20 protein-coding genes are annotated in these 24034 nt (G+C 60.3%); 7 read left to right on the top strand and 13 right to left on the bottom strand.

What is annotated here, in order from left to right:
• The 5 genes from J3P73_RS32525 to J3P73_RS32505 form a co-directional block, all read right to left on the bottom strand.
• A complete protein-coding gene (locus J3P73_RS32525; RefSeq protein WP_032995493.1) occupies window positions 1–654 on the bottom strand; it encodes a methionine ABC transporter permease in 654 nt (217 codons plus the stop codon).
• Window positions 635–1720: a methionine ABC transporter ATP-binding protein gene (locus J3P73_RS32520; protein WP_207580232.1), complete on the bottom strand. Its 1086-nt coding sequence runs from the start codon at window positions 1718–1720 to the stop codon at window positions 635–637. Before J3P73_RS32520 ends, J3P73_RS32525 begins: the two co-directional genes overlap by 20 nt.
• An 89-nt stretch (window positions 1721–1809) precedes the next feature.
• On the bottom strand, window positions 1810–2649 hold the full coding sequence (locus J3P73_RS32515; protein WP_075223642.1) for a MetQ/NlpA family lipoprotein: 840 nt from the start codon (window positions 2647–2649) through the stop codon (window positions 1810–1812).
• 241 nt (window positions 2650–2890) lie between these two features.
• Entirely contained in the window at window positions 2891–3451 is a 561-nt protein-coding gene (gene msuE, locus J3P73_RS32510; RefSeq protein ID WP_207580228.1) for an FMN reductase, read from the bottom strand.
• 216 nt (window positions 3452–3667) lie between these two features.
• Window positions 3668–4870: an MFS transporter gene (locus tag J3P73_RS32505; RefSeq protein ID WP_024323464.1), complete on the bottom strand. Its 1203-nt coding sequence runs from the start codon at window positions 4868–4870 to the stop codon at window positions 3668–3670.
• Between the two features lie 356 nt (window positions 4871–5226).
• Between J3P73_RS32505 and J3P73_RS32500 the strand changes: the two genes are divergently transcribed.
• Both J3P73_RS32500 and J3P73_RS32495 read left to right on the top strand, forming a co-directional pair.
• Window positions 5227–5685, top strand: a complete 459-nt coding sequence (locus J3P73_RS32500; protein ID WP_130691971.1) for a helix-turn-helix domain-containing protein — start codon at window positions 5227–5229, stop codon at window positions 5683–5685.
• A gap of 27 nt (window positions 5686–5712) precedes the next feature.
• Window positions 5713–7662: an SARP family transcriptional regulator gene (locus J3P73_RS32495; RefSeq protein ID WP_130698467.1), complete on the top strand. Its 1950-nt coding sequence runs from the start codon at window positions 5713–5715 to the stop codon at window positions 7660–7662.
• Window positions 7663–7781: 119 nt separating this feature from the next.
• Here the strand turns inward: J3P73_RS32495 and J3P73_RS32490 are convergent, their stop codons facing one another.
• Genes J3P73_RS32490 through J3P73_RS32475 form a run of 4 tightly spaced genes read right to left on the bottom strand, consistent with a single transcriptional unit; the run spans window position 7782 to window position 13002 of the window.
• Window positions 7782–9209, bottom strand: coding sequence for an arabinose isomerase (locus J3P73_RS32490; RefSeq protein ID WP_207580227.1), 1428 nt, complete (start codon window positions 9207–9209; stop codon window positions 7782–7784).
• Window positions 9210–9239: 30 nt separating this feature from the next.
• On the bottom strand, window positions 9240–10244 hold the full coding sequence (locus J3P73_RS32485) for an ABC transporter permease (protein ID WP_130698469.1): 1005 nt from the start codon (window positions 10242–10244) through the stop codon (window positions 9240–9242).
• Window positions 10241–11806, bottom strand: a complete 1566-nt coding sequence (locus J3P73_RS32480; RefSeq protein ID WP_207580226.1) for a sugar ABC transporter ATP-binding protein — start codon at window positions 11804–11806, stop codon at window positions 10241–10243. Before J3P73_RS32480 ends, J3P73_RS32485 begins: the two co-directional genes overlap by 4 nt.
• A gap of 26 nt (window positions 11807–11832) precedes the next feature.
• Window positions 11833–13002 (bottom strand): sugar ABC transporter substrate-binding protein, encoded by a 1170-nt coding sequence (locus J3P73_RS32475; RefSeq protein ID WP_130698471.1) that lies wholly within the window; start codon window positions 13000–13002, stop codon window positions 11833–11835.
• Between the two features lie 194 nt (window positions 13003–13196).
• Here J3P73_RS32475 and J3P73_RS32470 point away from each other — a divergent pair, with 194 nt between their 5' ends.
• On the top strand, window positions 13197–14063 hold the full coding sequence (locus tag J3P73_RS32470; RefSeq protein ID WP_163884656.1) for a helix-turn-helix transcriptional regulator: 867 nt from the start codon (window positions 13197–13199) through the stop codon (window positions 14061–14063).
• A 721-nt stretch (window positions 14064–14784) separates the two neighbouring features.
• On the opposite strand, the gene J3P73_RS32465 is transcribed toward J3P73_RS32470, so the two are convergent.
• Complete coding sequence (locus tag J3P73_RS32465; protein WP_003552150.1) at window positions 14785–14931, bottom strand: DUF1127 domain-containing protein; 147 nt, start codon at window positions 14929–14931, stop codon at window positions 14785–14787.
• 717 nt (window positions 14932–15648) lie between these two features.
• Here J3P73_RS32465 and J3P73_RS32460 point away from each other — a divergent pair.
• A complete protein-coding gene (locus tag J3P73_RS32460; RefSeq protein ID WP_207580225.1) occupies window positions 15649–16578 on the top strand; it encodes a TauD/TfdA dioxygenase family protein in 930 nt (309 codons plus the stop codon).
• A gap of 195 nt (window positions 16579–16773) precedes the next feature.
• Here J3P73_RS32460 and J3P73_RS32455 read toward each other — a convergent pair whose 3' ends face one another.
• Entirely contained in the window at window positions 16774–18054 is a 1281-nt protein-coding gene (locus tag J3P73_RS32455; protein ID WP_245002780.1) for an FAD/NAD(P)-binding protein, read from the bottom strand.
• Between the two features lie 249 nt (window positions 18055–18303).
• On the opposite strand from J3P73_RS32455, the gene J3P73_RS32450 reads away from it, so the two are divergent.
• The 3 genes from J3P73_RS32450 (at window position 18304) to J3P73_RS32440 (ending at window position 20275) form a co-directional block, all read left to right on the top strand.
• A complete protein-coding gene (locus J3P73_RS32450; protein WP_024323470.1) occupies window positions 18304–18513 on the top strand; it encodes a hypothetical protein in 210 nt (69 codons plus the stop codon).
• A gap of 125 nt (window positions 18514–18638) precedes the next feature.
• A complete protein-coding gene (locus J3P73_RS32445) occupies window positions 18639–18878 on the top strand; it encodes a hypothetical protein (RefSeq protein WP_024323471.1) in 240 nt (79 codons plus the stop codon).
• 191 nt (window positions 18879–19069) lie between these two features.
• On the top strand, window positions 19070–20275 hold the full coding sequence (locus tag J3P73_RS32440) for an MFS transporter (protein WP_245002779.1): 1206 nt from the start codon (window positions 19070–19072) through the stop codon (window positions 20273–20275).
• Between the two features lie 78 nt (window positions 20276–20353).
• On the opposite strand, the gene J3P73_RS32435 is transcribed toward J3P73_RS32440, so the two are convergent.
• A complete protein-coding gene (locus J3P73_RS32435; RefSeq protein ID WP_207580223.1) occupies window positions 20354–22156 on the bottom strand; it encodes an adenine deaminase in 1803 nt (600 codons plus the stop codon).
• A 568-nt stretch (window positions 22157–22724) separates the two neighbouring features.
• Entirely contained in the window at window positions 22725–23930 is a 1206-nt protein-coding gene (gene lhgO / locus J3P73_RS32430; protein WP_130707147.1) for an L-2-hydroxyglutarate oxidase, read from the bottom strand.
• Between the last annotated feature and the right edge of the window lie 104 nt (window positions 23931–24034).

Here is a 24034-nt window from a genome sequence, read left to right as displayed (position 1 = left end):
TTATCGGTGGTCCAGCCTGGCAACCAGCCGGTCGCCAAGCCACTGGATGCCGCAGACGAGCACGATGAGGACGGCCACCACCGCGATCATCACACTGGTTTCGAAACGCTGATAGCCATAGCGGATGGCGAGATCGCCGAGGCCGCCGGCGCCGATCGCGCCCGCCATGGCCGAGGCGCCGATCAGCGTCACCAGCGTGACGGTGAAACCGGCGACGATGCCTGGCAGCGCTTCAGGCACCAGCACCTCGCGGATGATGGTCCAGCGATTGCCGCCCATGGCGCGCACGGCATCGATCAGCCCGCGGTCGACCTCGCGCAGCGATACTTCGGCGATGCGGGCGTAATAGGGCGTTGCGGCGATGGCGAGCGGCACGATGGCCGCCCAGGTGCCGAGCGCCGTGCCGACGATCAGCCGCGTCAGCGGAATCAGCGCCACCAGCAGGATGATGAAGGGCACCGAGCGGAAGCCGTTGATGACGCTGCCGAGCACGCGGTTGATCCAGAGGTTTTCGGCGATGCCGCCGCGCGCCGTTGCGACCAGAGCAAGGCCGAGCGGCAGGCCGGCGACGAGTGAAATCACTCCCGAGGCGACGGTCATCAGGATCGTCTCCCAAAGGGAGCGAATGAGCAGTTCAAGCATGATCGGTGTCATAACCAAGCACCTCCACCCGGGCGGACCGGGCCATCAGGAATTGTTCGACCTTTCCGGCAAGGGCGGGGTCACGCGCGGGAACGGCGATGAAGAACCGCGCCACCGGCTGGTTCTGGATGTGGTCGATGCCGCCATGGACGAGGCGGAAGGAATGCGGCAGCGCCGCCGAGAGTTCGGCAAACAGCGCGCCCTGCGCCTGCGGGCCGGCGAGATCGACGCTGAGGATCGCTTCGCTGCCCGCCGCAGCTGACAGCCGGCCGGCGATATGCTCAGGAAGCTGCGGGCGGATGCCGCCGAGCAGGCTCCTGGTGATATCAGCCTGCGGGTTGGCGAAGATCGACCAGACCTGCCCTTCCTCGACGATCCGCCCGGCATCGATGACTGCGACGCGATCGGCAATGCCGCGGACGACTTCCATCTCATGGGTGATCAGCAGAATGGTCAGCCCGAGCTTACGGTTGATGTCATTGAGCAATGCCAGGATCGACCGGGTCGTTTCCGGATCGAGCGCCGATGTCGCCTCGTCGGACAACAGCAGTGCCGGGCGTGCCGCGAGCGCCCGGGCGATGCCGACGCGTTGTTTCTGGCCACCGGACAGCGATGCGGGATAGGCCTTCGCCTTGTCGGCAAGGCCGACGAGCTCGAGCAGCTCATGCGCCCGTTTCAGGCGCTCACTCTTTGCAAGACCCTCGATCTTCAGTGGCAGCGCGACGTTTTCCTCGACGGTTTTGGCGGAAAGCAGATTGAAATGCTGGAAGATCATGCCGATGCGGCGGCGCAGCGGCTGCAGGTCCTGTTCTGAAAGTCCGGTGATATCTCGGCCTTCGATGAGGATCTCGCCGCTATCGGCGCGCTCCAGGCCGTTCAGGCATCGGATCAGCGTCGATTTGCCGGCGCCGCTGCGGCCGATGATGCCGAGGATTTCGCCTCTCTTCACCGTCAGCGAAATGCCGTCGAGGGCTGCAGTGGTTCCGAACCGCCGCTTCACGTCGGTAAGCCTCACCACCTCTTCGGTCGCCGTTTGCGGCTCTGCCGCGATCGCCGTGCTGGAAACAAAGGAATTCATGTGTTTTTCCTTACAAATGCTGAAGGCGGCCCGGGCAAAGAACGCCCGGACCGCCTCTCGGCAGGCCTTAACCCCAGCCCTGCCCCGGATCAATAGGCGCTAAGACCCGTGCCCTTGTAGACCTTGTCGAACTCGGCCTTGACGGTCTCGTTCTGATAAGAAGACACAAGCGTCTTGACCCAGTCGGCATCCTTGTTCTCGTCCTTGACGGCGATGAAGTTGCGGTATGGATTGTCGGCGATCGGCTCCTGGGCAATCCGTTCGGCCGGAGAAAGACCGCTTTTCAGCGCCCAGTCGGTGTTGACGATACCGGCATCCAGATCGTCGATCGAGCGGCCGACGATGCCGGCGTCGAGTTCCTTGATCTCGATCTTCTTCGGATTGTCGGTGACGTCGGCGACGGTCGCGAGAATCCCGGTGCCATCCTTGAGTTTAATCAGGCCTTCACTCTGGAGAACGCGCAGCGCACGGCCTTCGTTCGAGGGATCGTTCGGCACGCCGATGACGGCACCTTCCGGGATCTCGGCGACGGACTTGTACTTCTTGGTGTAAAGGCCGATCGGCCAGACCCCGGTATAACCGACGCGAACGATGTGATAGCCGTGCTGCTTGATCTGGTTGTCGAGATAGGGCTGGTGCTGGAAGGCGTTGGCGTCGAGTTCGCCGCGTTCCAGCGCTTCATTCGGCTGCGTATAGTCGTTGAAGGTGATGGTCTCGATCTTGAGGCCCTTCTTGGCCGCCTCGCTCGCGACCACGCGCCAGATGTCCTCCTCCTCGCCGGCCATGATGCCGACCTTGATCGACTTGTCCTCGGCAAAGGAAGGAGCGGGTGCTGCAAAGGCAAAGAGGGCGGCAGCAGAAACGGCGACGGCGGCAAGAGCCGCCCGGCGCGAAAGGTGGAAGCCGTGAAGATTTTTGTTCTTGGTCATTTTATATCCCGTCTGACTGAATGAGGCCAAGCGCCCCGAGCAGACCGATCATGGCAAATGCGCGTATCGGGAGCGAAGCACGAATGTCTGATGTGGAGGAAGGGCCGGAAAAACTCTTGCCCTGCCATCGATATCGGCAGGATAAATTTCCATGAATTTTGTGGACTATATTTAGTTGAGAGGGATGGCCGAAATGAAAACGGCGCCTTAGCGGCGCCGTTTCAAGCCTATCCCGCACACTTCACTCGGCGGCGATAAGCGCTTGATTCCGGCTGGGAAAGAAGGCCGCGAGCTCGCCGATCACCTCCCCGATCCGCTTGGAAAGCGGGTCGGATGAGACACGGTAATCGGTGAAGTCACGGTCGGATGCGTAAACGGCGGTCGGCAGCGTGTGTGACATGAAGAAACCGAAGAGCGGGCGAAGCTGGTGCTCGACCATCAGCGCATGCCGGTCGCCGCCGCCGGTCGCGGTGATGATGACCGGCTTGGCGCGCAACTCATGCGGGTCGATCAAGTCGATCAGATGCTTGAAAAGGCCGGGATAGCTGCCCTTGTACGTTGGCGCTCCGATGACCAGCACATCGGCATTGACGATGTCGTCGATGACTTGCCTGGCGCGACTGTCGAGATCGTCACGGCGCAGCGCCTGGCCGAGCGAAGGGCCGACATCGGTCAGGTCGTAGATGCTGTTGTCGAAGCCGTATTTCTCGGCGGCGAGACCGGCAATGTTTTCGACAAGCGCAAAGGTCTTCGAGGGGCGGTTGAAACTACCCGCAAGGCCGACCAGTTTGGGAGCAGACATGCCATTTCCTTCCAATATCGTGCCGAAACCGACGTCATCATTCTCACGAATATTATCTATAAAAATAGTGGATTAAAGGAATGGTGATCCCTCTTCCCCATAGGAGGAGAAAAATACGTTCGGGCCTGTGGGCGATGCGACGCGCGTAACTGCAGGATGCATCGAGCCGGAGTGCCGGTGACATTCCGGCTCGATCGATTGTCCGTAGCGATCGCCTCAGACTGGTTTCTGCTTGGGAATGCGCGGCAGGAAGACCGTCAGGAGACCAAGCAGCGGCAGGTAGGAGCATATGCGGTAGACGAAATCGATGCCATGGGTATCGGCGAATTCGCCGAGCAGTGCCGCACCAAGCCCCCCTGCCCCGAATGCGAAGCCGAAGAAGACGCCGGCAATCAGCCCGACGCGCCCGGGCACCAGTTCCTGTGCGAAGACGACGATTGCCGAGAAGGCCGAAGCGAAGATCAGGCCAATGACGATGCTGAGCACACCCGTCCAGAAAAGGTTCGCATAGGGAAGCAGGAGCGCGAAGGGAATGACGCCGAGGATCGAGAACCAGATGACGAAACGCGCGCCGAAGCGATCGCCGATCGGCCCGCCGAGGAAGGTGCCGACGGCGACCGAGCCGAGGAACAGAAAGAGCATCAGCTGTGCCTGCTGTACGCTGAGGGCGAACTTGTCGATGACATAGAAAGTGAAGTAGCTCGACACGCTGGCCATATAGACATTCTTGGTTGCCGTCAGCAGCACGAGAATCAGCAGCGCCCAAATGACCCGGTTCTGCGGCAGCGGCAGGGTCCGGCTGATTGCCGGCTTGCTGGCATTCTGGCGCCTGTGGCTCATGTACCAGTTGCCGACCCAGCTCAGCACGAACATGCCGACCATGGCGATGGCGGCGAACCAGGAGACGCTGTGCTGGCCGAGCGGCAGCACGATGAAGGCGGCAAGCAGCGGACCGATCGCCTGACCGGCATTGCCACCGACCTGGAAAAAGGATTGCGCGAAACCATGGCGACCGCCGGAGGCAAGACGGGCAACGCGCGACGATTCCGGGTGGAAGACCGCCGAGCCGAAGCCGATCAGGCTTGCGGCAACCAGCAGCAGTTCGAAGCTGCCGGCATTGCCGAGCAGAATGAGGCCGCAAAAGGTGCTCGCCATGCCCACAGGCAGCGAATAGGGCATCGGCCAGCGGTCGGTGACGATGCCGACCAGCGGCTGCAGCAGCGAAGCCGTGACCTGGAAAGTCATGGTAAGGAGGCCGATCTGCACAAAATCGAGATCGTAGTTCGCCTTGAACAGCGGATAGAGCGACGCGAGCAGTGACTGCATGATGTCGTTCAGCATGTGGCAGAAGCTGACCGCCATGAGGATGGACATCGTTGTTTTTTCGAAACGGGGGGCGCTCTCGGCAACGGTTGCCATCAATGCTTCTCCTGCACAGGCACGGCCGGTGCGGTGCCACGTCGCTTTGTTCGATGGATTTTCGGGCGATCGGGGCTGGGAAGACTCTCGTGCGACGGTCGCTGAAGTGCATCTAGCGTAAGCGGAGACGCAATTACAGCCCAGTTTTATCCGTTTTGGTACGGCTTTTGTTCGATTTGCTCTCCGGACAAGTGATTTCTGCCCAGCTTAGCGTCTTTCCAGACGGGCATTCATATCACAGTCAGTCGCGATCATCGCATATCCAGTATGCTATGTGAAAACAACCATGGAAAAGCCATGCAGGGGATACTACAGCTGCACCGATTGAAAAAAGCGATCGAGGCTGAAAACACACGATGAATGTCAAGACAGCGAATGCGATAGACAGCTATGTCGGAGCGCGCATAAGGATGCGCCGGCAGTTGCTCGGGATGAGCCAGGAACGGCTCGCCGAGCAGATCGGCGTGACCTTTCAGCAGGTTCAGAAATACGAGAAGGGCATCAACCGCATCGGCGCGAGCCGTCTGCAGCGGATCGCCGATGTGCTTCATACGTCGCCGAGCTTCTTCTTCGAACAGGAGAACTCCGAGCCGTTGACGCTGCAAGGGCTGGATCTGTCGGCGAATACTGATCCAGTTGCCGAATTCCTGCGAACGAAAGAGGGTTTGGTGCTCAATCGCGCCTTTCTGAAGATTGCCGACCGCAATATCCGCGAAACGGTCATCGCGCTGGTGAAGGCGATGGCGCAGGCGGAAAGTCGCGGCGTAACATCGGGAGCCTCCGTAACGGATATCACTCTTCCGCTCGGAGAATAGCCAGGGATATCGGCAGGCAGTATCCGCATGAAGCTCAGGCTCGAGTCATTTGGTGAGTTGCGGCTGATCGATCTGGCCGGGCAACCCGTGGCGTTCCCGGAAAAGGGTCTGCTTGCGATTTGCTATTTGCTGGATCGTTATCTGCAGAACGGGGCCGGGAGCGAATATCCGCGCTCGGCGTTGGCGCGGTTCCTATGGGACAGCCATGACAATCCTGACATCATGGCCAACCTGCGCAAGACCATATCGCGCATTCAGGCACGTCAGACCGAGCTCGGCACCGAGCTTCTAATCTTCACGGCGACCGGTGTGCGGATCAAGCCGGATGCGTTTGTTTGCGATCTCTTCGAACTCGCCAAGTCCGATGGCGGTGGCGCACTTGAAAATTTGCGGCGGCTGGTTGCCGTCCTACGCCAGGATTTCCTGGCTGTGCTCGCCGACCAAAGCGTCAGCACGCAGCAATGGATCGCCGGCCAGCGCGACAGGCACATGGCGATCCTGGTGGATGCACTGAAGACGGCGCTGCCCACGGCCCGGTCGCGAGAGGATATAAGCCTGATCAAGGAGGCGGCGCTCAGGATTTTCCGCGATGCACCTGATGACGAGAACATTCGTCGTATCCTTCTCGAAGCCTACGAATCCGAGGGGCAGCTGGAGAATGCCCGCCGGCTTTTTGAGGCCAGCAGGCATGGTTTGGAAAGCGCACTCGATATCGGCCTTGACGTTCAGGCTTTGAGAGAGGTCCGCAAGGTCTTTGCCGGCAGTCAATCGCCGCCGAGCGTTATGGAGCCACTGAGTGACGACGGCAGTCGGGTTGCTCGTCCCCTGCCCCGTCTCGTGCTGCTGCCACCTGGCGGGATGGATGCGGCCGGTGCTTTGCCGATGCTCTCCGGACCGCTGATCGAGGACGTGACGATCGGCCTTTGCGCGCTGAATACGGTGTCCGTCGTGGCGCCGCATACGGCCGCTCGGATCGCCCGTCATGCCGACAAGGCCGAGCTGATCCTGCGTCACTCGATTTCCTATGTTCTCGATACGAGGCTGACCGATCATGCGGGCATCCCTACGCTCTTTGTTCAGCTGATCCATGCCGGCGGCGATGAGGTCATCTGGGCCGAGCGTTTCAACCTTGAGAAATATGATTTGATAAGTCACCGGCGCGACATTGCGCGGCGGATCGCCAGGGAGCTTGCCGGGCAGGTCCGCCGGCATGAAACCATGCGCCACTCCTTCGAGGGCAATTCGGCCGCCTATCACAGCTACCTTCTTGGCCTGCGGGACGTGAAGCGGCTTTCCCTTCCCGATATTCGCCGCTCCCGGAAGGCGTTCCGCGAGGCGCTTCAACACAGCGCGCATTTTGCCCCTGCGCTCAGCGGATTGTCGCGCACCTTTGTCGTCGAATGGCTGCTGACGGCACGCGGCGACAGAGAGCTTTTGGGACTTGCAGAAGATTATGCGAACCGGGCGATTGTCGCCGATCCATCGCTGGCAGCCGGCTTTCGTGAGCTCGGCGTCGCCAAGCTTTATCTCGGGGACATCGATGAAAGCCTTCTGGCGCTGAAGCTCGCGGAAGAATTGAGTCCGCATTATGCCGACGGCATTGCAAGTTATGCCGATACCCTCGTTCATGCGTCGCGCCCGGCCGATGCGTTGATCAAGATCGATCGGGCGATCTCGCTCAACCCGCTAAGCCCGACAGATTATCTGTGGACGGCGGCCGGCGCCAATTTCGCCCTCGGCCATTATACCGAGGCGCTGGAGCAGATCTCCGCAATGGACGACCGCACACCGGCCGACCGGCTTTCGGCTGCCTGCTGGGCCATGCTCGGCGATACGAAAAATGCGCGTCTCTATATGCGCAAGGTGCGCGAGATCTATCCGGACTTCGACGTCGACAAATGGCTTTCCGTCGTTCCCTTCAAGGAGCAGTGGCAGAAGGAGCAGTATCGTGAGGCGCTGCGCCGGGCCGGTTTCTGAGATCTGGTTCTGAAAGCCGGGAAAGTCCTGTCACGCCCGCGTCACGCGCGTCTTTCGTTCAAGGCGTTTAAGCTGTCTCTGTTTTGTCGGCATGCGCTGCCGTGTAACGTCTCATCTTGTTAGCAGACCTTTACGACGTCCAGATCCAGCAGTTTTCCAAGCTTCTCGATGCGCCCGGCAACATGTCCGATGCCAACTGCGCAATGGTGGGCTGGCCCTTGCGAGTTCCACGCTTCAACAAAGCGCCGGGCTCCGAGTGGAAATTGATAACGGCTGTTGGTGTTACCGATTTCGAGGATCGGGCCGGCGACGGAGGCGCCTTCGGCGCAGAGCAGCTTGATGTTGCCAGCGTCCTCGATGATCGAAAGGAGCGTCACCGGCCCATGCTGAACCGACATCTCAACGCTGACGCCGGAGCCGACCTTGCCGTGAAAAACTTTAAGGGGCCGGATCTTGGTACGCCCCTGGGCAATTTTGGTATGCCCCGGCCCGTCATGCCCCATCAGTACGACGTCAGCGGCGAAATCCATGGCATAATACTCGGTGAATGAACCGCCCACACCGAAGCTGTCCATGATCTTCATGGCCTGGGCGTTCTTGATCTCGTATTCGCCGGCAACCGGCACGCCACTGGCCGTCAATATCGAACAGCCTACGATTACCGAGGTGATGATATCCTCATATTCGTGGCCGGGCTGGGACTCGTAGTAATAAGCAAGCGAGCCGAGCGATTTCTTGTCGACCAGCTTGCGAAGCGCCACGGCCGTCTTTGCCGCACGTGCCAGTTCCTTGGGGTCGCAATCCGGCTGGACATCGAATTCGGCTACGATCGTCGCCAAGCAGGTGGAGACGTCTTCCTCGCTCACATCCCGCCGCAACTGCGCCAGTTCGTCGATTTCCAGCACCTCGATATGGGTGCCGAAGGCCGCTGCCTGCGCGGTGAGATCTGAATAGATATCGAGCATGCCGTTGTAGTAGCGGCCCATGACGCCGAGCCGGTTATGCGCCATCACATGCGCGACGCGGGCGGCCTCAATCCAGTCGTTGATCTCGTTCTCGACCATCGGATCGCCGGTGAGAACGCCGGTCACCTGGTGAAAGCTTATGCCCGCCCGACGGAAGACATTGGCGATTTCAGGGACGGGGCAGGCAGAGCAATGCGCCAGCCAGTCGCCGGTCATCGCTGTCCGATCGCCGAGGGCGTTGAAAGTGGCATAGTCGATGGCTGCGGTCGGCTGCAGATTGAGGATGATCACCGGAACCTTGGCGCGACGGACCACTGGAAGAACCGTCGAAGACAACGCATAGGTGGTGATGTAGAGAAAGATGATATCGACGTCGGCCTGGCGAAACTGGTGACCGGCCTCGATCGCCTTTTCGGGCGTGTCGATCAGCCCGAGGTTGACCACCTCGACGCCCGGGCGCGCAAGCTTTGCCTCGACGGTATCGACATAGCCGCGCAACCGCGCTTCCAGACCTTTGAATTGCGACCAATAGGCCTCCAGACCGATACCGAAAAGGCCGGCCTTCAAGGGGCGTTCAGACATTTCTGTTTCTCCGATGGAATGAGAATGGCGTCAGCTCTGCAGGCGCACGCGCAGCTGATCGACGCCGACCGCCATTAAAAGGACGACGCCTCGTGTCACGTCCTGCCAGAAGGAGGACACGTTCATCAGCGTCAGGCCGTTGTTCAGCGTGCCAAGGATCAAAACGGCAATCAGCGTGCCCCAGACACTGCCGCGTCCGCCAAACAGGCTGGTACCGCCGAGGATGATGGCAGCAATGATGGTGAGCAGGTGCTGCCCGGCGGCGTTCGGCGCTGCGGCGCCAAGCATTGCGGCAAGGATGATGCCGGCTGCGGCTCCTGAAAGTCCGGAGACGACATAGAGCACCATCTGGGTCCGCTCGACGGGCACACCGAGCAGGCTGCTTGCTTCCGGATTGCCGCCGGTCGCATAGACGAAGCGTCCGAACGGTGTCTTTGACAAGATCAGCCAAAGTGCGACGAAGACTAACAGCATCAGGATGATAGGAAACGGGATGCCAAAGAGGCGCCCTGACCCGAGCCAGTTGAAAGCCGGAACGAAGAGCGGCTTCGAAAGTCCGCCGGTCAGCACCATGGAGAGACCGGAAAAGATGCTCATTGTGCCGAGTGTGGCGATGAGCGGATTGAGCTTCAGCCGGGTGACGATGAAGCCGTTCAGGACGCCGACCGCGCAGCCGATGATGAGAGCGGTGACGCAGCCGGCCCAGATGTTGATTCCGTTCGCATGCATCAGCGCCACGATGACGCCAGCAAGACCGGCGACGGCGGCAACGGACAGATCGAGCCCTCCGCCGATGATCAGCGGGGTGCCCGCGGCTGCCATCAGCCCGATGAAGGCCATGTTGGTGCCGATGTTGGACAGGTTGCTCAGCGTCAGGAAATAGGGGGAGAGAACCGAAAAGGCGATCAGCAGCAGGATGTAGAACACCAGCAAGAGAACGATGCCGGCAGCCGAGCGGCCAAGAAGGTCGCTGAGCGAATTTGCCGACCTCATCGACGCTTCTGACGCTGCGGGAATGGAAGGCGACTTGATCATGTTTTCTCCAGTTCATTCGTATCGCGGAGGGCCGCCCGCGGCTCGGCTGCCCGCATCAGGTCCGTCGCGGTCGCGTCCTGCCCAAGCTCGGCGACGACTTTGCCATCCTCAAGCACGAGGCTGCGATTTGCGAGCCCCGCCACCTCTTCCGCGTCTGAGGAGACGATCAGGATCGCCAGCCCCGCCTCCGCCAGGCGGCGGATTTCCATGTAGATCTCGCGCCGGGCACCAAGATCGACACCGCGCGTCGGCTCTTCGAGGATCAGAAAATTCGGGTTTCCGAGCAGCCAGCGGGCAAGGCAGATCTTCTGCTGATTGCCGCCGGACAGAAGGCGGATCTCCTGATCCGGACCTGATGTTTTGATCCCCAGGGTTTTGATCCATTCACGGGTGCTATCGTCTTCCCGCTTCCGGTCGACAACGCCGGATTGCGTGAATAGTCCGAGGTAGGGCAGTGTCGTGTTGGTTCGCACCGACAAATTGCCAATCAGTCCCTGGCGCTTTCGCTCCGCGGCCACGAACCCGATGCCGCTACGCACTCTCTTTCGCGGGCCAGAGAGACCGATGTCGATATCGTTCAATTGGATGGCTTTGGCACGGGCGCCAGGCTCGGCGCCATAGATGGCCCGGCCCATTTTCTCGGCGCCGGAGCCGATCAGGCTGAAGACGCCGAACACCTCACCGCGTCGTACAGTAAATGACACGCCATCGAGCCATCCGGGAAGAGACAGTCCGTCGACGGACAGGACGGTCTTTGCGTCCTGAAGCACTTTCGATTTGACGGGGTAGAGGTCGCCGAGTTCGCTGCCGAGCATCGCCGTCAGAACTTCGTCGCGACTGGTGTCGCGGGTTTCGAACTCACCTCGGACCTCGCCGTCACGCAAGACAACGATACGGTTGCTGAGCCGGAAGACCTCGTCAAGATAATGCGAAATATAGATGATGGTGACGCCTTGGTCTTTCAGGGCCTCGATGACGTCGAACAGATTGTCGGCATCCGCCTCGCTCAGCGACGCCGTCGGCTCATCCATGATCAGGATCTGCGCCTTGCCGGCCAGCGCACGGGCGATTTCGACAATGCGCTGTTCGGACAATGGCAGCGAGCCCATGCGCCGGCCGGGTTCGATATGATCGAGCCGCAATCGCTTGAGTAGCGCCCGCGCCTGTGCGTCGACGGCCACCCGATCGATCATCGGAATACCCAAAAAGCGTCGCTTCGGCATGGAGCCAAGCGCGATGTTTTCGGCGACCGAAAGGTCCGGATGAACGGAAAGCTCCTGCGGCATAAGCCGGATGCCGGAAGCAACTGCATCCTGAGGGGTGGCGATATTCCTGGCCGTGTCGTCAATTCTAATCTGTCCACTGTCCAGCGTGTAGACACCGGAAAGGATTTTCATGAGGGTCGACTTGCCCGCACCATTGGCGCCGAGAAGCGCCACGATCTCGCCCGCATCGGCCGAAAGCGACACGTTCTTCAATACAGTCACGCCGGCAAATGCCTTGTTGACATTGGCGATCTGGAGCCGCGGATTGCGGCTCCCTTCGGTGCTATGGACGGTCATGTCACGCTCCCCTGACGCTATCTCGCTCATTGCTGAGGGAGAATGGCCTCATAGCCCTTCAGCCAATCCTGCTTCTTCAGGTCTGCGAGGTAGGTCGCGAATTCCGCTTCCGGAAACACGTATTCATCCGCCTCGCCGGCACAGGGAAATTCCTTGTAGAACTTGCAGATATTGGCCTTGGTGACCATTTGGTGCGTCACGAAGGTCGCCTCCGGGACAGGCTTTCCGGCAAGAGCGGAGAGCGCGATCGGAATCAAATAATTGCCGTAGCTGCCGGGGAAGGAACCGGTGGCAGCAACCAGGTTCGGATCGGTGGCGAGCGCCTCGGCCTCATCTGCCCCATTGCCAACCGCAATTGCCTGATCGACGCGACCGGCAGCCCGCACGGCCTGCAACATTCCCATCGTCGCCTGATCGTTGATGGCAATGATGAGGATGGGCGCGCCCGGCGGAATGCGACCAATGATATTGTTCATCTGCGCGAAGGATTCCTGCAGCGTGTTCTTGGTATCGATCTCGATGATATGGTCGGCCGGGAAATCCTTGGTCAGCGCCATAAAGCCGGCCCGCTGACCGTCCGTGCGCATGCGCGGGATGACGCCCGACTGCGGTAGAGCGCCGATGACCAAATAACCGGTCTTCACGACATCGGCGCCGAATTTCTTTGCGGCCGCCGTTGCCAGATAGGACCCACCCATGAAGCCAGATTTTGGATTATTGACGCCGAAGAAGCTCGCGCCTGGCATCGGGATGTCGATCGCAGTCACCTTCGTGCCGTCCTGTTTGAAGACATCCATCACAGTCTGCCCGAAATTGGCGTCTGTCTGGAATTCGATGACGTAGTCAACCTTGCGCTCTGCGAAGGACTTGGCATTTGCCAGGGCGGTCGGCCCGTCGAGGCGATTATCCGCAATCACGAGTTCGACGCCCGCAGCATCGGCGTTCTGCTGAATCCCCTTTTCGACGAGCACGCCGAAAGCGATATCGCGCTGCAGATTGGCGAAACCAATACTGTAGCTCTTTCCGTTCCTCGGCGGCGTCGCCTTGGCCGCATCCGCCGCCATCGCCTTCAGATTTTCGGCCGATAACATGTTGCCATCGAACTTCACCGGATCGAACCCGTGAAAATCCTCGGCATAGGAAGCAGAAGCCGCAAGGCATGCGGCAACCACCAGCAGTCTGGCTTGATTTTTCATATCTCTCTCCTCCCGGCCACTGCCCTCCCTGGCAGCGGCGGCCCGCTGATGATCTCAGCAAATATTTGCGTGGCCATTCTAAAACTGACCTTGCCTTCTGACGTTAGCACTAAGCATTTTCGTTGACACGCTGGCAATTTCCGTAAAAGTGATCTTTTGCATGCAAAATATGATCCTCAATCTGGGCCGCCGTCATGCAGAGCTACTTCGTCTACATGCCCGATAACCGCCTCTGCGCCGCGTGGGGCTGCACGGCCATCTCCACCGGGTATACAGAGATCGGATCGAATTCCGACTACCCGCCGAGCCGCCATCCTGACGACCACCATTTCAGCTGGTCGCGCGGCCGTATCCTGAGCGCCTATCAGATCGTGCAGATCAGCGCGGGCAGCGGCCGGCTGGAGTTCGGACCAGAACGTCGGCAGGTTACCATCGCCGAAGGCTCTATTTTCCTGCTCTTTCCCGGCGTCTGGCACCGTTTTGCTCCGGACCGCCGGACCGGATGGGTCGAACATTGGATCGAATGCCGGGGAAGCGCCTTCGATTTTGCGCGCGATGCAGGCCTGTTGCGCCCCGAACAGCCGGCCCATGCCAGCAGCTCCGAGATTTCTGGTGTTTTCGCGTCGATTCACGCGCTGGCGCAGGACGATTGCCTGCGCAATCAGCCGCTGCTGTCGACCCTCGGCCTTCAACTGCTGGCCCTTATATGCCGCCCCGCCGATCTCAACACCAATGCTGCCGACAGGCTCGTCGATCGTGCACGGATGATTCTGATGGAGCGCTGCGGCCGGCCTCTGTCTGTCGAACAGCTCGCCGACGAACTTGGCGTCAGCTATCCCTATTTCCGGCGTCTTTTTCGCGAGCAGACTGGCATGTCGGCCAAGCAATATCAGATGAGGGTGCGCATCCAGCGGGCCGTCGACTTTTTGGTGAACACTGACAAATCGATCAAGGAGATCGCCGGCCTCCTGGGTTTTCACTCGGCGTTCCATTTTTCGACCCAGTTCCGGCAACTGATCGGCTCCAGCCCGACGGATTTTAGGGCCGTTAAACACTCGTAAGGGCCGCCTTGGCGCGGATTGAATCAGACACCCTATGATCTTTCGGAACCGGCCAGTCTTTCGGAAATCGAGGCATGTGAGGCTTCGCTCTCGATCATCATAGCCGACAACCTCTTTACCAACGCCGTTTCTGGGAAGCCAGGCTACTCGCGAAACCGAGACATTCGGTGGGTCAGCTGTTGTGCGGATATCGCGCCAAAGCGGAACCCGGCCCCTGGCAAACAGACCTCCTTTTAGGACAGAGTCCGAGGGTCTGCGACAGGCGCCTCCAGGGAACCGCCAGCTGGCTCCAAAGGAAGACGGGTACGATTGAGTGGATGACGCGACGTGGAACAGCCGCACTCGATCTCGATCTGTAGCAGGGAAGGATGGGATACGAAAAAGCCTGCCGCGGGAGGAGGTGCGGCAGGCTTTCTGAAAACCGAACAGCGACTGGGAGGAGGAGTGCCGCTGTTCCGACAGACGTCCCTTGGGAGGAGGAGTGGGCCGTCTGAAAGTCGAAGCTTTGCGGGAGGAGGTGCATTGCTTCGATGGGTCTGATTATACACCGACCATGGATGGTGCCAATGTCTTATGCTGCACTGCAGCTATGCAAGGAATACAAGGCGGAAGGCTTACAATGCGAACCAGGACCCCAACGAGCTCAGCCACGGAGCTCGACGCAAAAACGCCCGCATCAGGAGCGGGCGTCAAGCGGCGTTCGATATCAAATGCTGTGCGGTTAGCGCGCGATCGATGCGCGGGCAACGCTGCGGATGTCAGCGCGGTCGATACCGAGGTCCTGCAACTCACGGCTGGACATGCGGCCGAGTTCGGTGACGGTCTGACGGAACTTGCGCCAGTTGTTGAAAGAGCGTGCTACGTTCATGATAATCCCCTTTCCTGAGGGCTGTCTGACGTCAGCAACCTTTGCTTGGCTCCGGCGTCGTTTCGATGATTGGAATATAGGAGGTTCAATCGGTTTAAAACAGCGACAATCTCTCACCTCAGCTATGCGATGAACGCATAGGCTGTTTCTTTTTTGGGCGAATATTCTCTTTTTTAAGCCGCGGAGGTGAAAGCCGTCGGATCGACGGAGTTCGTGTCTCGCGTCACAGAGTGAACCCGATGCTGCAAACAGTTCTTGATGGCACGTGTTGAGTGCCAAGCGCCCGAAGTATCCGACATATCCGGACGGAAGCGCTGAGCGGCATATCCCAACGCCACGGCGTGACGATATCGGGGCCTAAATTCTCCGAAGAAACAAGCAGGATCCCTGCCACGCTGAGCGTCTTGCTGAACAAAACCGGTTGGCCAAGGCACTGCTGGTCTGCGGACCCTGATTTGCGGAAGCGCTCCAGTGCCTTCGGTGAAACGATGCATCGCTGAAGGCCCCAAGTGAGGAATTCGTTGGGAAGAAGAGGCTATCGAAGGCGGCTGTTTCGGGCAAGCGGCCAAAATTAGAAAATTCTATCTATGGATTTCATAGATTATATCGTTCCATCGCCCTGTCGATTTTGACAATGAGATTTTCGAACGCCCGGCGGATGCTTCGCTCGGCGCATGTGACTTGCCGTCTTCTTCCAAGATCAACCAGGAGATTTCCATGAGCAATCCAGTTCTCGTCAATCAGATCATTCCCGAGTCCGATGTCGTGCCGCTGACTGGCCGCGTCGGCGCCGAAATCAGGGGTATCCGCCTCGGCGGAGACCTTTCGGATGCAACGGTGGCGGCCATCCACCAGCTTCTCCTGAAACACAAGGTCGTCTTCTTCCGCGACCAGGAACATCTTGACGATGCCCAACAGGAATTATTCGCACGCCGCCTGGGCAACCTTGTGCCTCATCCAACCCAGGGTCCGGTGACCGGCACGGCCTCCATCCTCAATCTCGATTCCAGCCGCGGCGGCGGCAGGGCGGACCAATGGCACACAGATGTCACCTTCGTGGATGCCTATCCTAAATTCTCGGTCCTTCGCGGCGTCGTCATTCCGGCAGCTGGAGGTGATACGATCTGGTCCAACACCCATGCCGCATACGAAAGTCTGCCGGCATCGCTCAAATTGCTGGCGGACAATTTGTGGGCCATTCACAGCAATGCCTATGACTACGCAGCCGTGCGCCCTCGTGCCACCGCTGAAGAGAAGAAGCATTTCGAGGACGTTTTCACCTCGACCATCTACGAGACCGAGCATCCGGTCGTGCGTGTCCATCCCGAAACCGGCGAAAGATCGCTGCTGCTCGGCAATTTCGTTCAGCGCCTGGTCGGCTTGTCGAAAAGCGACTCCGCGAAACTCTACGAGGTGTTCCAGTCCTACGTTACCGCCCCGGAAAATACCGTGCGCTGGCGCTGGAGAGCCGGGGATGTGGCGATCTGGGATAATCGCGCGACCCAGCACTATGCTGTCAACGACTACGGCGACCAGCACCGGGTCGTGCGCCGCGCCACTGTTGACGGCGACGTCCCCGTCAGCGTCGACGGCCGCCGCAGCATAACCCACGTCAAGGCCGCCAAGCCGAAAGCAAAGGCCGCGTAAGCGCGGCCGGACAGGGGGCGACCATGCAGCTTCATATGCCGCGGCGCCTGCCGCCGCTTGCGCCACCGACAGTCATCCATGCATCGCGAAGAGCCTGACGGCGCCCCATTCGCGACCCGCTGCATCGCCCAGCGCGGCGATGCAGCATTGGTCAGCTGTTGCCATCCATTCACAGGTTGGGACTTTCACACGTCGTCACAGGCTTTGACGACGTGCTGCGCTTTTGGCCACGTCACCAATCCAGCTGCTGAGCAACGACGCAGCCGCATGGCTTTGCAAGACGATCTGAGGCACCAGATCGATATCCGGAAGGCTGCCCAGGCCGAGCGGTCCCATTGCGAACAGCCCATGTAACGCGCTCGCCTTGGTCCGCCCGCATTCATCTACGACGATACCGATCTCGAGTTCGTCACGCGTTGCAAGCCCCGCAACGATAAGCGAACGGACAAGCGGGCTATCGGTCCCGGACGGCCGGAAGCGGCAGTCTATCGTCAGGTCCGCGGGAAGGACCTCGAGCCCGGCCGGGCCTGAAAACAGCACGCCGTTCGTGGCGATGCAATTCACTTTTCCCTTCCTCACGGCGATCGCGCCGCTGGCGATCGCATGATGCAGGCGCTGATAGTGCTCCGGCGGCAAGCGGTTGCGATGACTGTCGTAAATGGCCTTCACGTGGCGTTTGAACCGCGCCCGCTCTTCCGGCGTCAATCCCGCCCAGAGGTCGCGCGCACGTGAACGAAATCCGTTCATAATGCCTTGCCATCCCGAACCTTCCAGATCGGCTTTGCCGGCGGCCTCACGCAGGAAACGGAACGCGCCGCGTAGCGTCCCCGGCATGGGTTGGTCCGTGACAATAGCTCCGACGGCGGCGGGAGCATGCGACTGAGGCAGGAAGCCCGATTCCGAGATCAACGTGACATGGGAAATCTTGGCGTCCGCCAGCAGTCCGAGCGCCCTGTCGACCGCGTGGATGCCGCCGCCGATCACGACGGCGCTTTGCGCTCCACCGGCAGGCGCCGTGTCCGAATTTTCCCGCATCCCGTAACCAGTGGCGAGAAACACCGCGTCAAAGCGGGTTCGCTGCTCCGCTCCAAGGAATACGGAATAGCCTCCGTCCAGATGCCTATCGATCGCCGTTACCGTATCCGAGCCAAATTGGACGATGACATCAGGCCGATCGGCCAGGGCTTCGGCGAAGCGTTTGTACACATAGGTGCTGAAGATTTCTCCGGGCACAAAGGCGTGTTCGAGACCGGCAGGATCCGAGATCAGCCGATCGCGCCACGTGTCATCGGTTTCGAGCCACCGGCGAAAATCGTCCGGCAGCTCGGGATCAACGGAAAGGTCGCGAACGCGGCTGGTCAGCACCGTCGACGCGGGCTGACTTATGCCCTCGCCGATATCTATCTTTGCTCGCGGATCGAACATCACCAGATGGAAAGGCCGATCAACTCTTTTGAAAAGAGCGATTGCGGTCATGATCCCCGTGAAGCCTCGGCCGACAATCGCAATCCTTGCGAGGTGGTCCGCATCCTGGCTCTTCGAATTCGAAGAACGTGACGAGAGAAGAGTCATTCATCGGCTCCTTCTGCGTTGGACGGTCGATCTAAATTCGCCCGATCCGACCAGTCGCATAATTCTCTACTAAAATAATAGAAAATCATATCCCGAACGCAAGCACTATTCGACCTGGAACGATGACTGCGTGGTTTTGGCGTCTGGCGGGCCTTGGCCGCCTTCCGGCTGCCGGCTTCACACATTCCCGAGCACGGCTGCTGGGCCATGCTCGGCGATACGAAAAATGCGCGTCTCTATAGGCGCAAGGTGCGCGCGATCTATCCGGATTTCGATGTCGACAAATGGCTTTCCGTCGTTCCCTTCAAGGAGCAGTGGCAGAAGGAGCAGTATCGTGAGGCGCTGCGCCGGGCCGGTTTCTGAGATCTGGTTCCGAACGGCGGGAAAGTCCTGTCACGCCCGTGTCACGCGCGTCCTTCCTTGAAGAGGACTACGCTGTCTCCGCTTTGTCGGCATGTGCCGGCAAAGGAAGCCGGGGGAACACTCAGATGCACGAAACAGCCGAAGCAACAGTCACGCGGAAGAGTGAGGAAGAGCTCAAGGAGCTGGCATCGCTCGCCAGGCTGGTCGCCTATGCCCGAGAGAACGCCAGGGAGCTGAACGCCGAATTCTCTGCCTATTGCCTGGATCTTGCGCTGGGCGCCCTGCTGCAGGACCTGGATGGAAGCGGCGTATCCCTCTCCCAGGCAAACGATCAGGACAGTTTTCTGCCCGGCACGCGGCACTGAACGACTGCTGACTGTCAGGTATTTTGCCACCATGGCTCGAGACGCATGATATGGCCGAAGCCTCCGGTGAACTCGAGTGCCGGCAATATCGGCAGCCGGCGTCGCAGACCCGACAGTCCGCCGGCTGCCCATGCTAGATGATCATCGTGTCGAACAGGCGTGACCGCGATTGCCAACAGAGGCCGATCATCATGACTAGCGTGCGTCTCCCGGGTAACGTTCTCGTCGCCGTCATGATCGCCTGCGTCGCCACGTGTTACGGCTTCGGCCTCAGCCTGTTTCCCCAGATCATCCCCGACATGCGGAAAGATCTTGCCTTCGACTATGCGTTCGTCGGCACTGTCACCGGCTTGGTCCAGTTTTCCACGGTGGCATTTGCCGTGCTCGGTACCTGGCTCGTCCATCGCATCGGTGCCGCACGGACGGTGGTGGCGTCCGTGTCGCTCTGTGGGCTTTGCCTGTCGGGCATCCCCATCATCGACAATCTCTATATTGTTGCCGGCCTGCTGATGGTCGCCGGCGCGACGGGCGCATCGACCTTCGTGCCGATGATTAACCTCGCCTCGCGGGTGGTGAGAGCAGAACAACGCGGCTTTGCCATGAGCCTGATCTCCAGCGCCCCGGCCTTTGGCGTCCTCATCAACAGCGCACTCGTGGCGGCATACGCCGGAAGCGGTCACTGGCAGATGGTCTGGTATCTCACAGGCGCCGCCACGATCACACTAGCCATTATCACCCACATCCTCTTCGGGCGGGCCGGCCTCTTCGACGGCGGGACAAGTCACGAAACGCTCGCGTCAACTGCCGGCGCTTCAGCAAGCCTGCGCTCCATCATGCCATGGGTGGTGCTGATCTTCGCGCTCGGCTTCATCAACGGCCTGATGCCCTATCCCTATCTCACCTACCTGTCGCCGTTCCTGCGCGAGGAACTCGGCTATTCCGTCGGCTTTGCCTCCTGGCTCTGGGCAACGATCGGGGCCGTGGGGATCGGCGCAGGCTTCGCCATCGGCACAATATCGTCGCGCCTCGGATCGCGCTATGCCATGCTAGCCTGTTACTCAAGCTTCCTCGCCGCCGGCGCCCTCGTCGTCCTCGATCCCTCGATGGAGCTCTCGATCCTGTCAGGCATCTTCTTTTCGCTGGGCTTTTATCCGATCTATGGCCTGCTGCCGGCCTACGTCTCACATCGCGCCACGCCACGCCTTGCGGTGACCGTCTTGGGCATCTGCACCGTGTTCCAAGGCATCGGCGGCACTACAGGGAACTTCTTTGGCGGCGTGATCAAGACATCGACGGAGAGTTTCAGCGGCATCTATCTCGCCGTTGCAGTCACGGCCGCCGTCGCGGCGGCGATGACGATTTTGCTGCCGAAGGATCAAAGCGGGCAGGCCGAGTAGCGTCTGCCGAGGCTGCCTTTGGCGCAAACGCTATTATATGTTGGCATCCTCGCCGCCGCGCCGACTGTTTTTTGCCGGTCAGGCCTTTTCGAAGAGTGGCGAGATCACCATTTCCGGCACCAGCACCAGACCCTTGTCGGTTATCCGGATTTCCGGGATGACTGATAGTGGGATGAGGTTGAAGCCCATATAGGCGATGGTGCAGCCTGCCTTTTCCCATTCGAGCTTCAAGGCCTTTACCTCGTCGGCAACCTGGTGCACGCGCTTGTCGGACAAAAGCCCGGCGATCGGCAGTGGCACCAAGGCCGTCACCTTGCCATCCATGACGACACAGACGCCACCCTGCCTTTCCGCGATCGCATCGAGCGCCACTTGCATATCCGCTGCATTGGTGCCGGCGACAATGATGTTGTGGCTGTCGTGGCCAACCGAAGATGCGACCGCGCCTTGTCTGAGGCCGAAGCCGTTGAGCAGTCCGTGGGCGACATTGCCGGCAGACTTGCCGTGACGCTCCACCACTGTCACGAAGCAGAGGTCGTGCTTGTCGAAATGCGCCTGCCAGTCATTGGCCGGCTCCAGCGTGACGGTGACATGGCCGAGGGTGATGCCAGGCAGCTCCGTCTTGATCGTATGAGCAACGACCGTCTCCGTTGGCAGGTCCGGCGTCAGTTCGAGGTTCTTTGGCAGCTTGACCGTGTGGTAGGCGGCATCCGGATAGCGGTACGGTTTCGACAGGGCTTCGTCGAGGATCGGCGTGATCTTCTTGCCGTCGACGACGAGTTCGCCACCATACCAGGTGCTGACCGGCGTAAGGTCGTCGGTGAGAAGCACCAGGTCGGCGCGGCGTCCGCCGCCGAGACCGCCAATTTCACCTTCCATTCCGAACCGCGTTGCGCCGTGCAGCGAACCCATCGCCCAGGCCTGTTCCGGCCTCATGCCGTATTTCACGGCTTCGCGCGTTACCCAGTCCAGGCCGAAGGCGAGCAGATCCTCCGCATCACGGTCGTCGGTGCAGACGGCGACGCGCTTGTGGGAGGCGCCGAGCTCGGTGATCGTCTTGATCGCCTGCGGCAGCGAATGCCAGGGAGTCGTCGGCGGGCCGCCGCGCAGGAAGATCCACACGCCGGCTTCCAGCAGGTCGTCGGCAATGTCGCGGTCTATGGCTTCATGCGTGTCGGTAACGCCGGATGCGGCATAGGCGGCAACGAACTCTCGTCCGTAGACATGGCCCGATACCGGCCTGCCGCGCTCGAGTGCTGCAGCCAGGATCGCATGGCTGCGCTCGTCGCCCATCGCAACGGGGACGAAATCCATCTTCTCACCGAGAGCCACGGCTTCCGGCCATTTGTCGAACAGCGCCGCGATCTTGTCCGGCGTCAGGTCGCCGCCGGCTGTTTCCAGATCCGGCGTCGTCGCCGGCACGGTGCTCGGTACGGTCAGGAAGATCGACAGCGGCGCCTGCCGTGCATCCTCGAGCATGGCCTCGACGCCGGCGACGTCCATCACGTTGCCGATCTCGTGGCTGTCGCAAAAGATCGTCGTCGTGCCGTTGAGGAGAGCCGCCTCGGCATAGGCGCAGGCCGTCACCATCGAGGATTCGATATGGATATGCGGATCGACCAGACCGGGCGCGATGATGCCGCCCTTGGCGTCGTAGAGCTTAGCGCTTGCGCCCCTGTAGCTGCCGGCCGGCTTGACGGCCGCAATGCGGCCCCCCGAAATCCAGACTTCCCGCCCGTCGAGAAAGCGCTCCGAATAGGTGGACAAGACGCGTGCGCCCTGGATGACCAGGTCTGGTTCGCGACGAGCGGAGGCGACATCGGCAAGACGGCGGGTCATGGTCGAGAGCGGCTGAACGGAGAAGCGGGTAAGCGTGCTCATGAAAACCTCATTTCCAGGGCGGGGAGAACAGGCAAGATTGTAAGGAACGCCGTCGGCGGAAGGAAGCACCAATAGTTCTTGTCTCTGGCGCAGGCCCCGGCCTATTGGAAAGGGGCAACCGGCAGGGATGCCCTACCGCTCAGGGCAACCGAGCAAGACTGACAAGCTTCTGGTGAGGACGCAAGGTTTGGCGGATCGCCTCCATCGAACCGGACCAGCGTACTCGCGGCATGGGGCTCAACGAACCGGTCGAAACCGTCGAAGATGTCGTAGATCGGCACAGGCATGGATTTTGTACTCCGGTGCGGCTGTCGCGTTGATGTCTCGATCGATCTCAGGCGTCAGCCCGTCTTCCGGCGACGGGAGAATGAAGAAACGAAAAAGGCTGCCACCCGGAGCCGGATAAACGGCACGGCGCCGGTCGCATCGAAGCTATGCCAGTTCTCCCTGTCCTGCCCTGGCACGAGGTCGACCTCCCGCTGGCTCCGCAGCCCCGAGCGACCGGCATCGTTCATTCCGGCTTCGAGAAATCTTGTCTTGAACGTACCGGTTTCCCTCACGGCTTCGTTCAGCCGGCGGAAAAGCACCTGTCGGCGATATCCCGGCCAATCGGGATCGACGATGTGGCCGCTGGCGACGGCGCATTGCAGACGTGCAGCATGCGACCCGTCCTTAGGAACAGGAAATCATGCTCCAGGCGCCCGTCCCGCATGACGGCCTGGGCCCGGATGCCCGCTTCCATCGGCTGAAGGTCTTCGAGTGTCAGAGATGGGCAGTATTTGCGGCACGCTTCCAGATAGTTTTTCCGCCACAGCGAGTCCCTGAATTCGTGCATGGCGCCCCCTGCGTTCTTCCAGAGAAGCCGCCATAGGCCCGGAAACGAGAGACACTCGCTGAGATCCCGGATGTTTATGCTGAATTTCGGATACCCCTCGCGCGCCATTCCCAGAACCGCATTGGGTCCGACGGTAAGGCTGCCGTCGATCATCTTGGTGACATGAATGCCAAGGAATGGAAGCGACGGATCGGGCACCGGATAGATCAGGTGCCTGACCAGTCCATTCCGCGACGGCGGCAGACGGAAATATTCGCCCCTGAACGGTATGATCTGATGATCGATCTTGAGGCCCGCAAGTTTGGCGATGCGGTCGGACTGCAGGCCGGCGCAGGCGATCAGCTGTCTGGCCCGCCATTGGCGCCCACCCGCTGCAATCTCCACGAGATCCGAGGTTTCGCGGATCGCGGAAACCTGCGTATTCAATTCGATTTCCACGCCCTGAGCGGCCAGATGAGCGCCCATGGCGACGCACACAGCCTTGTAGTCGACGATACCCGTCGCCCGAACGAAAATTGCCGCGACGCCTTCGACCATGGGCTCCCGTTGTTTCAGCGTATTCCGATCGAGCCATTCGATATCGATGTTGTTGATCTTTGCCCGTTCGGCCAGATCCTTCAGGCGGCGGTGTTCGAGCTCGTTGGTGGCAACCACCAGTTTTCCGCATTGTTCATAGGGTACAGCCTTCTCCCTGCAGAACGCCTTGATGGCATCGGCCCCCTCCCGACAAAGGCGCGCTTTCAAGCTGCCTGGCGCATAGTAGATTCCCGCGTGGATGACGCCGCTGTTGTGCCCTGTCTGGTGGAGGGCCAAGCCAGGCTCCTTTTCAAGGAGAACGACACTTGCACCGGGGCGCTTTTCCAGAACGGCCATGGCGGTGGCAAGACCAACTATACCGCCGCCTATGATGCAGACGTCGTGAATCATTGCGACACTCATTCCCAATCGATCGAAGTTAATACTGAGCGAAAGCTTGGCGCGTTCGGCGATTCGTTGATAGTGCGCGCCCCTGAAAGCCGGGCAAATCCGACTTCACGACATGC

The organism is Rhizobium ruizarguesonis, from assembly GCF_017357285.1.
Lineage (GTDB): Bacteria > Pseudomonadota > Alphaproteobacteria > Rhizobiales > Rhizobiaceae > Rhizobium > Rhizobium ruizarguesonis.
The sequence above is the reverse complement of the archived record's forward strand: the minus strand, read 5'-3'. Positions and strand labels throughout refer to the sequence as shown.

What these genes read in the sequence shown, in the direction of transcription:
- msuE (WP_207580228.1), bottom strand. Translation starts at nt 3,451, where the DNA reads ATGTCTGCTCCCAAACTGGTCGGCCTTGCGGGTAGTTTCAACCGCCCC.
- J3P73_RS32490 (WP_207580227.1), bottom strand. Translation starts at nt 9,209, where the DNA reads ATGTCTGAACGCCCCTTGAAGGCCGGCCTTTTCGGTATCGGTCTGGAG.
- lhgO (WP_130707147.1), bottom strand. Translation starts at nt 23,930, where the DNA reads ATGAGTGTCGCAATGATTCACGACGTCTGCATCATAGGCGGCGGTATA.
- J3P73_RS32460 (WP_207580225.1), top strand. Translation starts at nt 15,649, where the DNA reads ATGAGCAATCCAGTTCTCGTCAATCAGATCATTCCCGAGTCCGATGTC.
- J3P73_RS32505 (WP_024323464.1), bottom strand. Translation starts at nt 4,870, where the DNA reads ATGGCAACCGTTGCCGAGAGCGCCCCCCGTTTCGAAAAAACAACGATG.
- J3P73_RS32455 (WP_245002780.1), bottom strand. Translation starts at nt 18,054, where the DNA reads ATGACCGCAATCGCTCTTTTCAAAAGAGTTGATCGGCCTTTCCATCTG.
- J3P73_RS32440 (WP_245002779.1), top strand. Translation starts at nt 19,070, where the DNA reads ATGACTAGCGTGCGTCTCCCGGGTAACGTTCTCGTCGCCGTCATGATC.
- J3P73_RS32445 (WP_024323471.1), top strand. Translation starts at nt 18,639, where the DNA reads ATGCACGAAACAGCCGAAGCAACAGTCACGCGGAAGAGTGAGGAAGAG.
- J3P73_RS32470 (WP_163884656.1), top strand. Translation starts at nt 13,197, where the DNA reads ATGCAGAGCTACTTCGTCTACATGCCCGATAACCGCCTCTGCGCCGCG.
- J3P73_RS32480 (WP_207580226.1), bottom strand. Translation starts at nt 11,806, where the DNA reads ATGACCGTCCATAGCACCGAAGGGAGCCGCAATCCGCGGCTCCAGATC.
- J3P73_RS32515 (WP_075223642.1), bottom strand. Translation starts at nt 2,649, where the DNA reads ATGACCAAGAACAAAAATCTTCACGGCTTCCACCTTTCGCGCCGGGCG.
- J3P73_RS32495 (WP_130698467.1), top strand. Translation starts at nt 5,713, where the DNA reads ATGAAGCTCAGGCTCGAGTCATTTGGTGAGTTGCGGCTGATCGATCTG.
- J3P73_RS32500 (WP_130691971.1), top strand. Translation starts at nt 5,227, where the DNA reads ATGAATGTCAAGACAGCGAATGCGATAGACAGCTATGTCGGAGCGCGC.
- J3P73_RS32485 (WP_130698469.1), bottom strand. Translation starts at nt 10,244, where the DNA reads ATGATCAAGTCGCCTTCCATTCCCGCAGCGTCAGAAGCGTCGATGAGG.
- J3P73_RS32520 (WP_207580232.1), bottom strand. Translation starts at nt 1,720, where the DNA reads ATGAATTCCTTTGTTTCCAGCACGGCGATCGCGGCAGAGCCGCAAACG.
- J3P73_RS32435 (WP_207580223.1), bottom strand. Translation starts at nt 22,156, where the DNA reads ATGAGCACGCTTACCCGCTTCTCCGTTCAGCCGCTCTCGACCATGACC.
- J3P73_RS32525 (WP_032995493.1), bottom strand. Translation starts at nt 654, where the DNA reads ATGACACCGATCATGCTTGAACTGCTCATTCGCTCCCTTTGGGAGACG.
- J3P73_RS32475 (WP_130698471.1), bottom strand. Translation starts at nt 13,002, where the DNA reads ATGAAAAATCAAGCCAGACTGCTGGTGGTTGCCGCATGCCTTGCGGCT.
- J3P73_RS32465 (WP_003552150.1), bottom strand. Translation starts at nt 14,931, where the DNA reads ATGAACGTAGCACGCTCTTTCAACAACTGGCGCAAGTTCCGTCAGACC.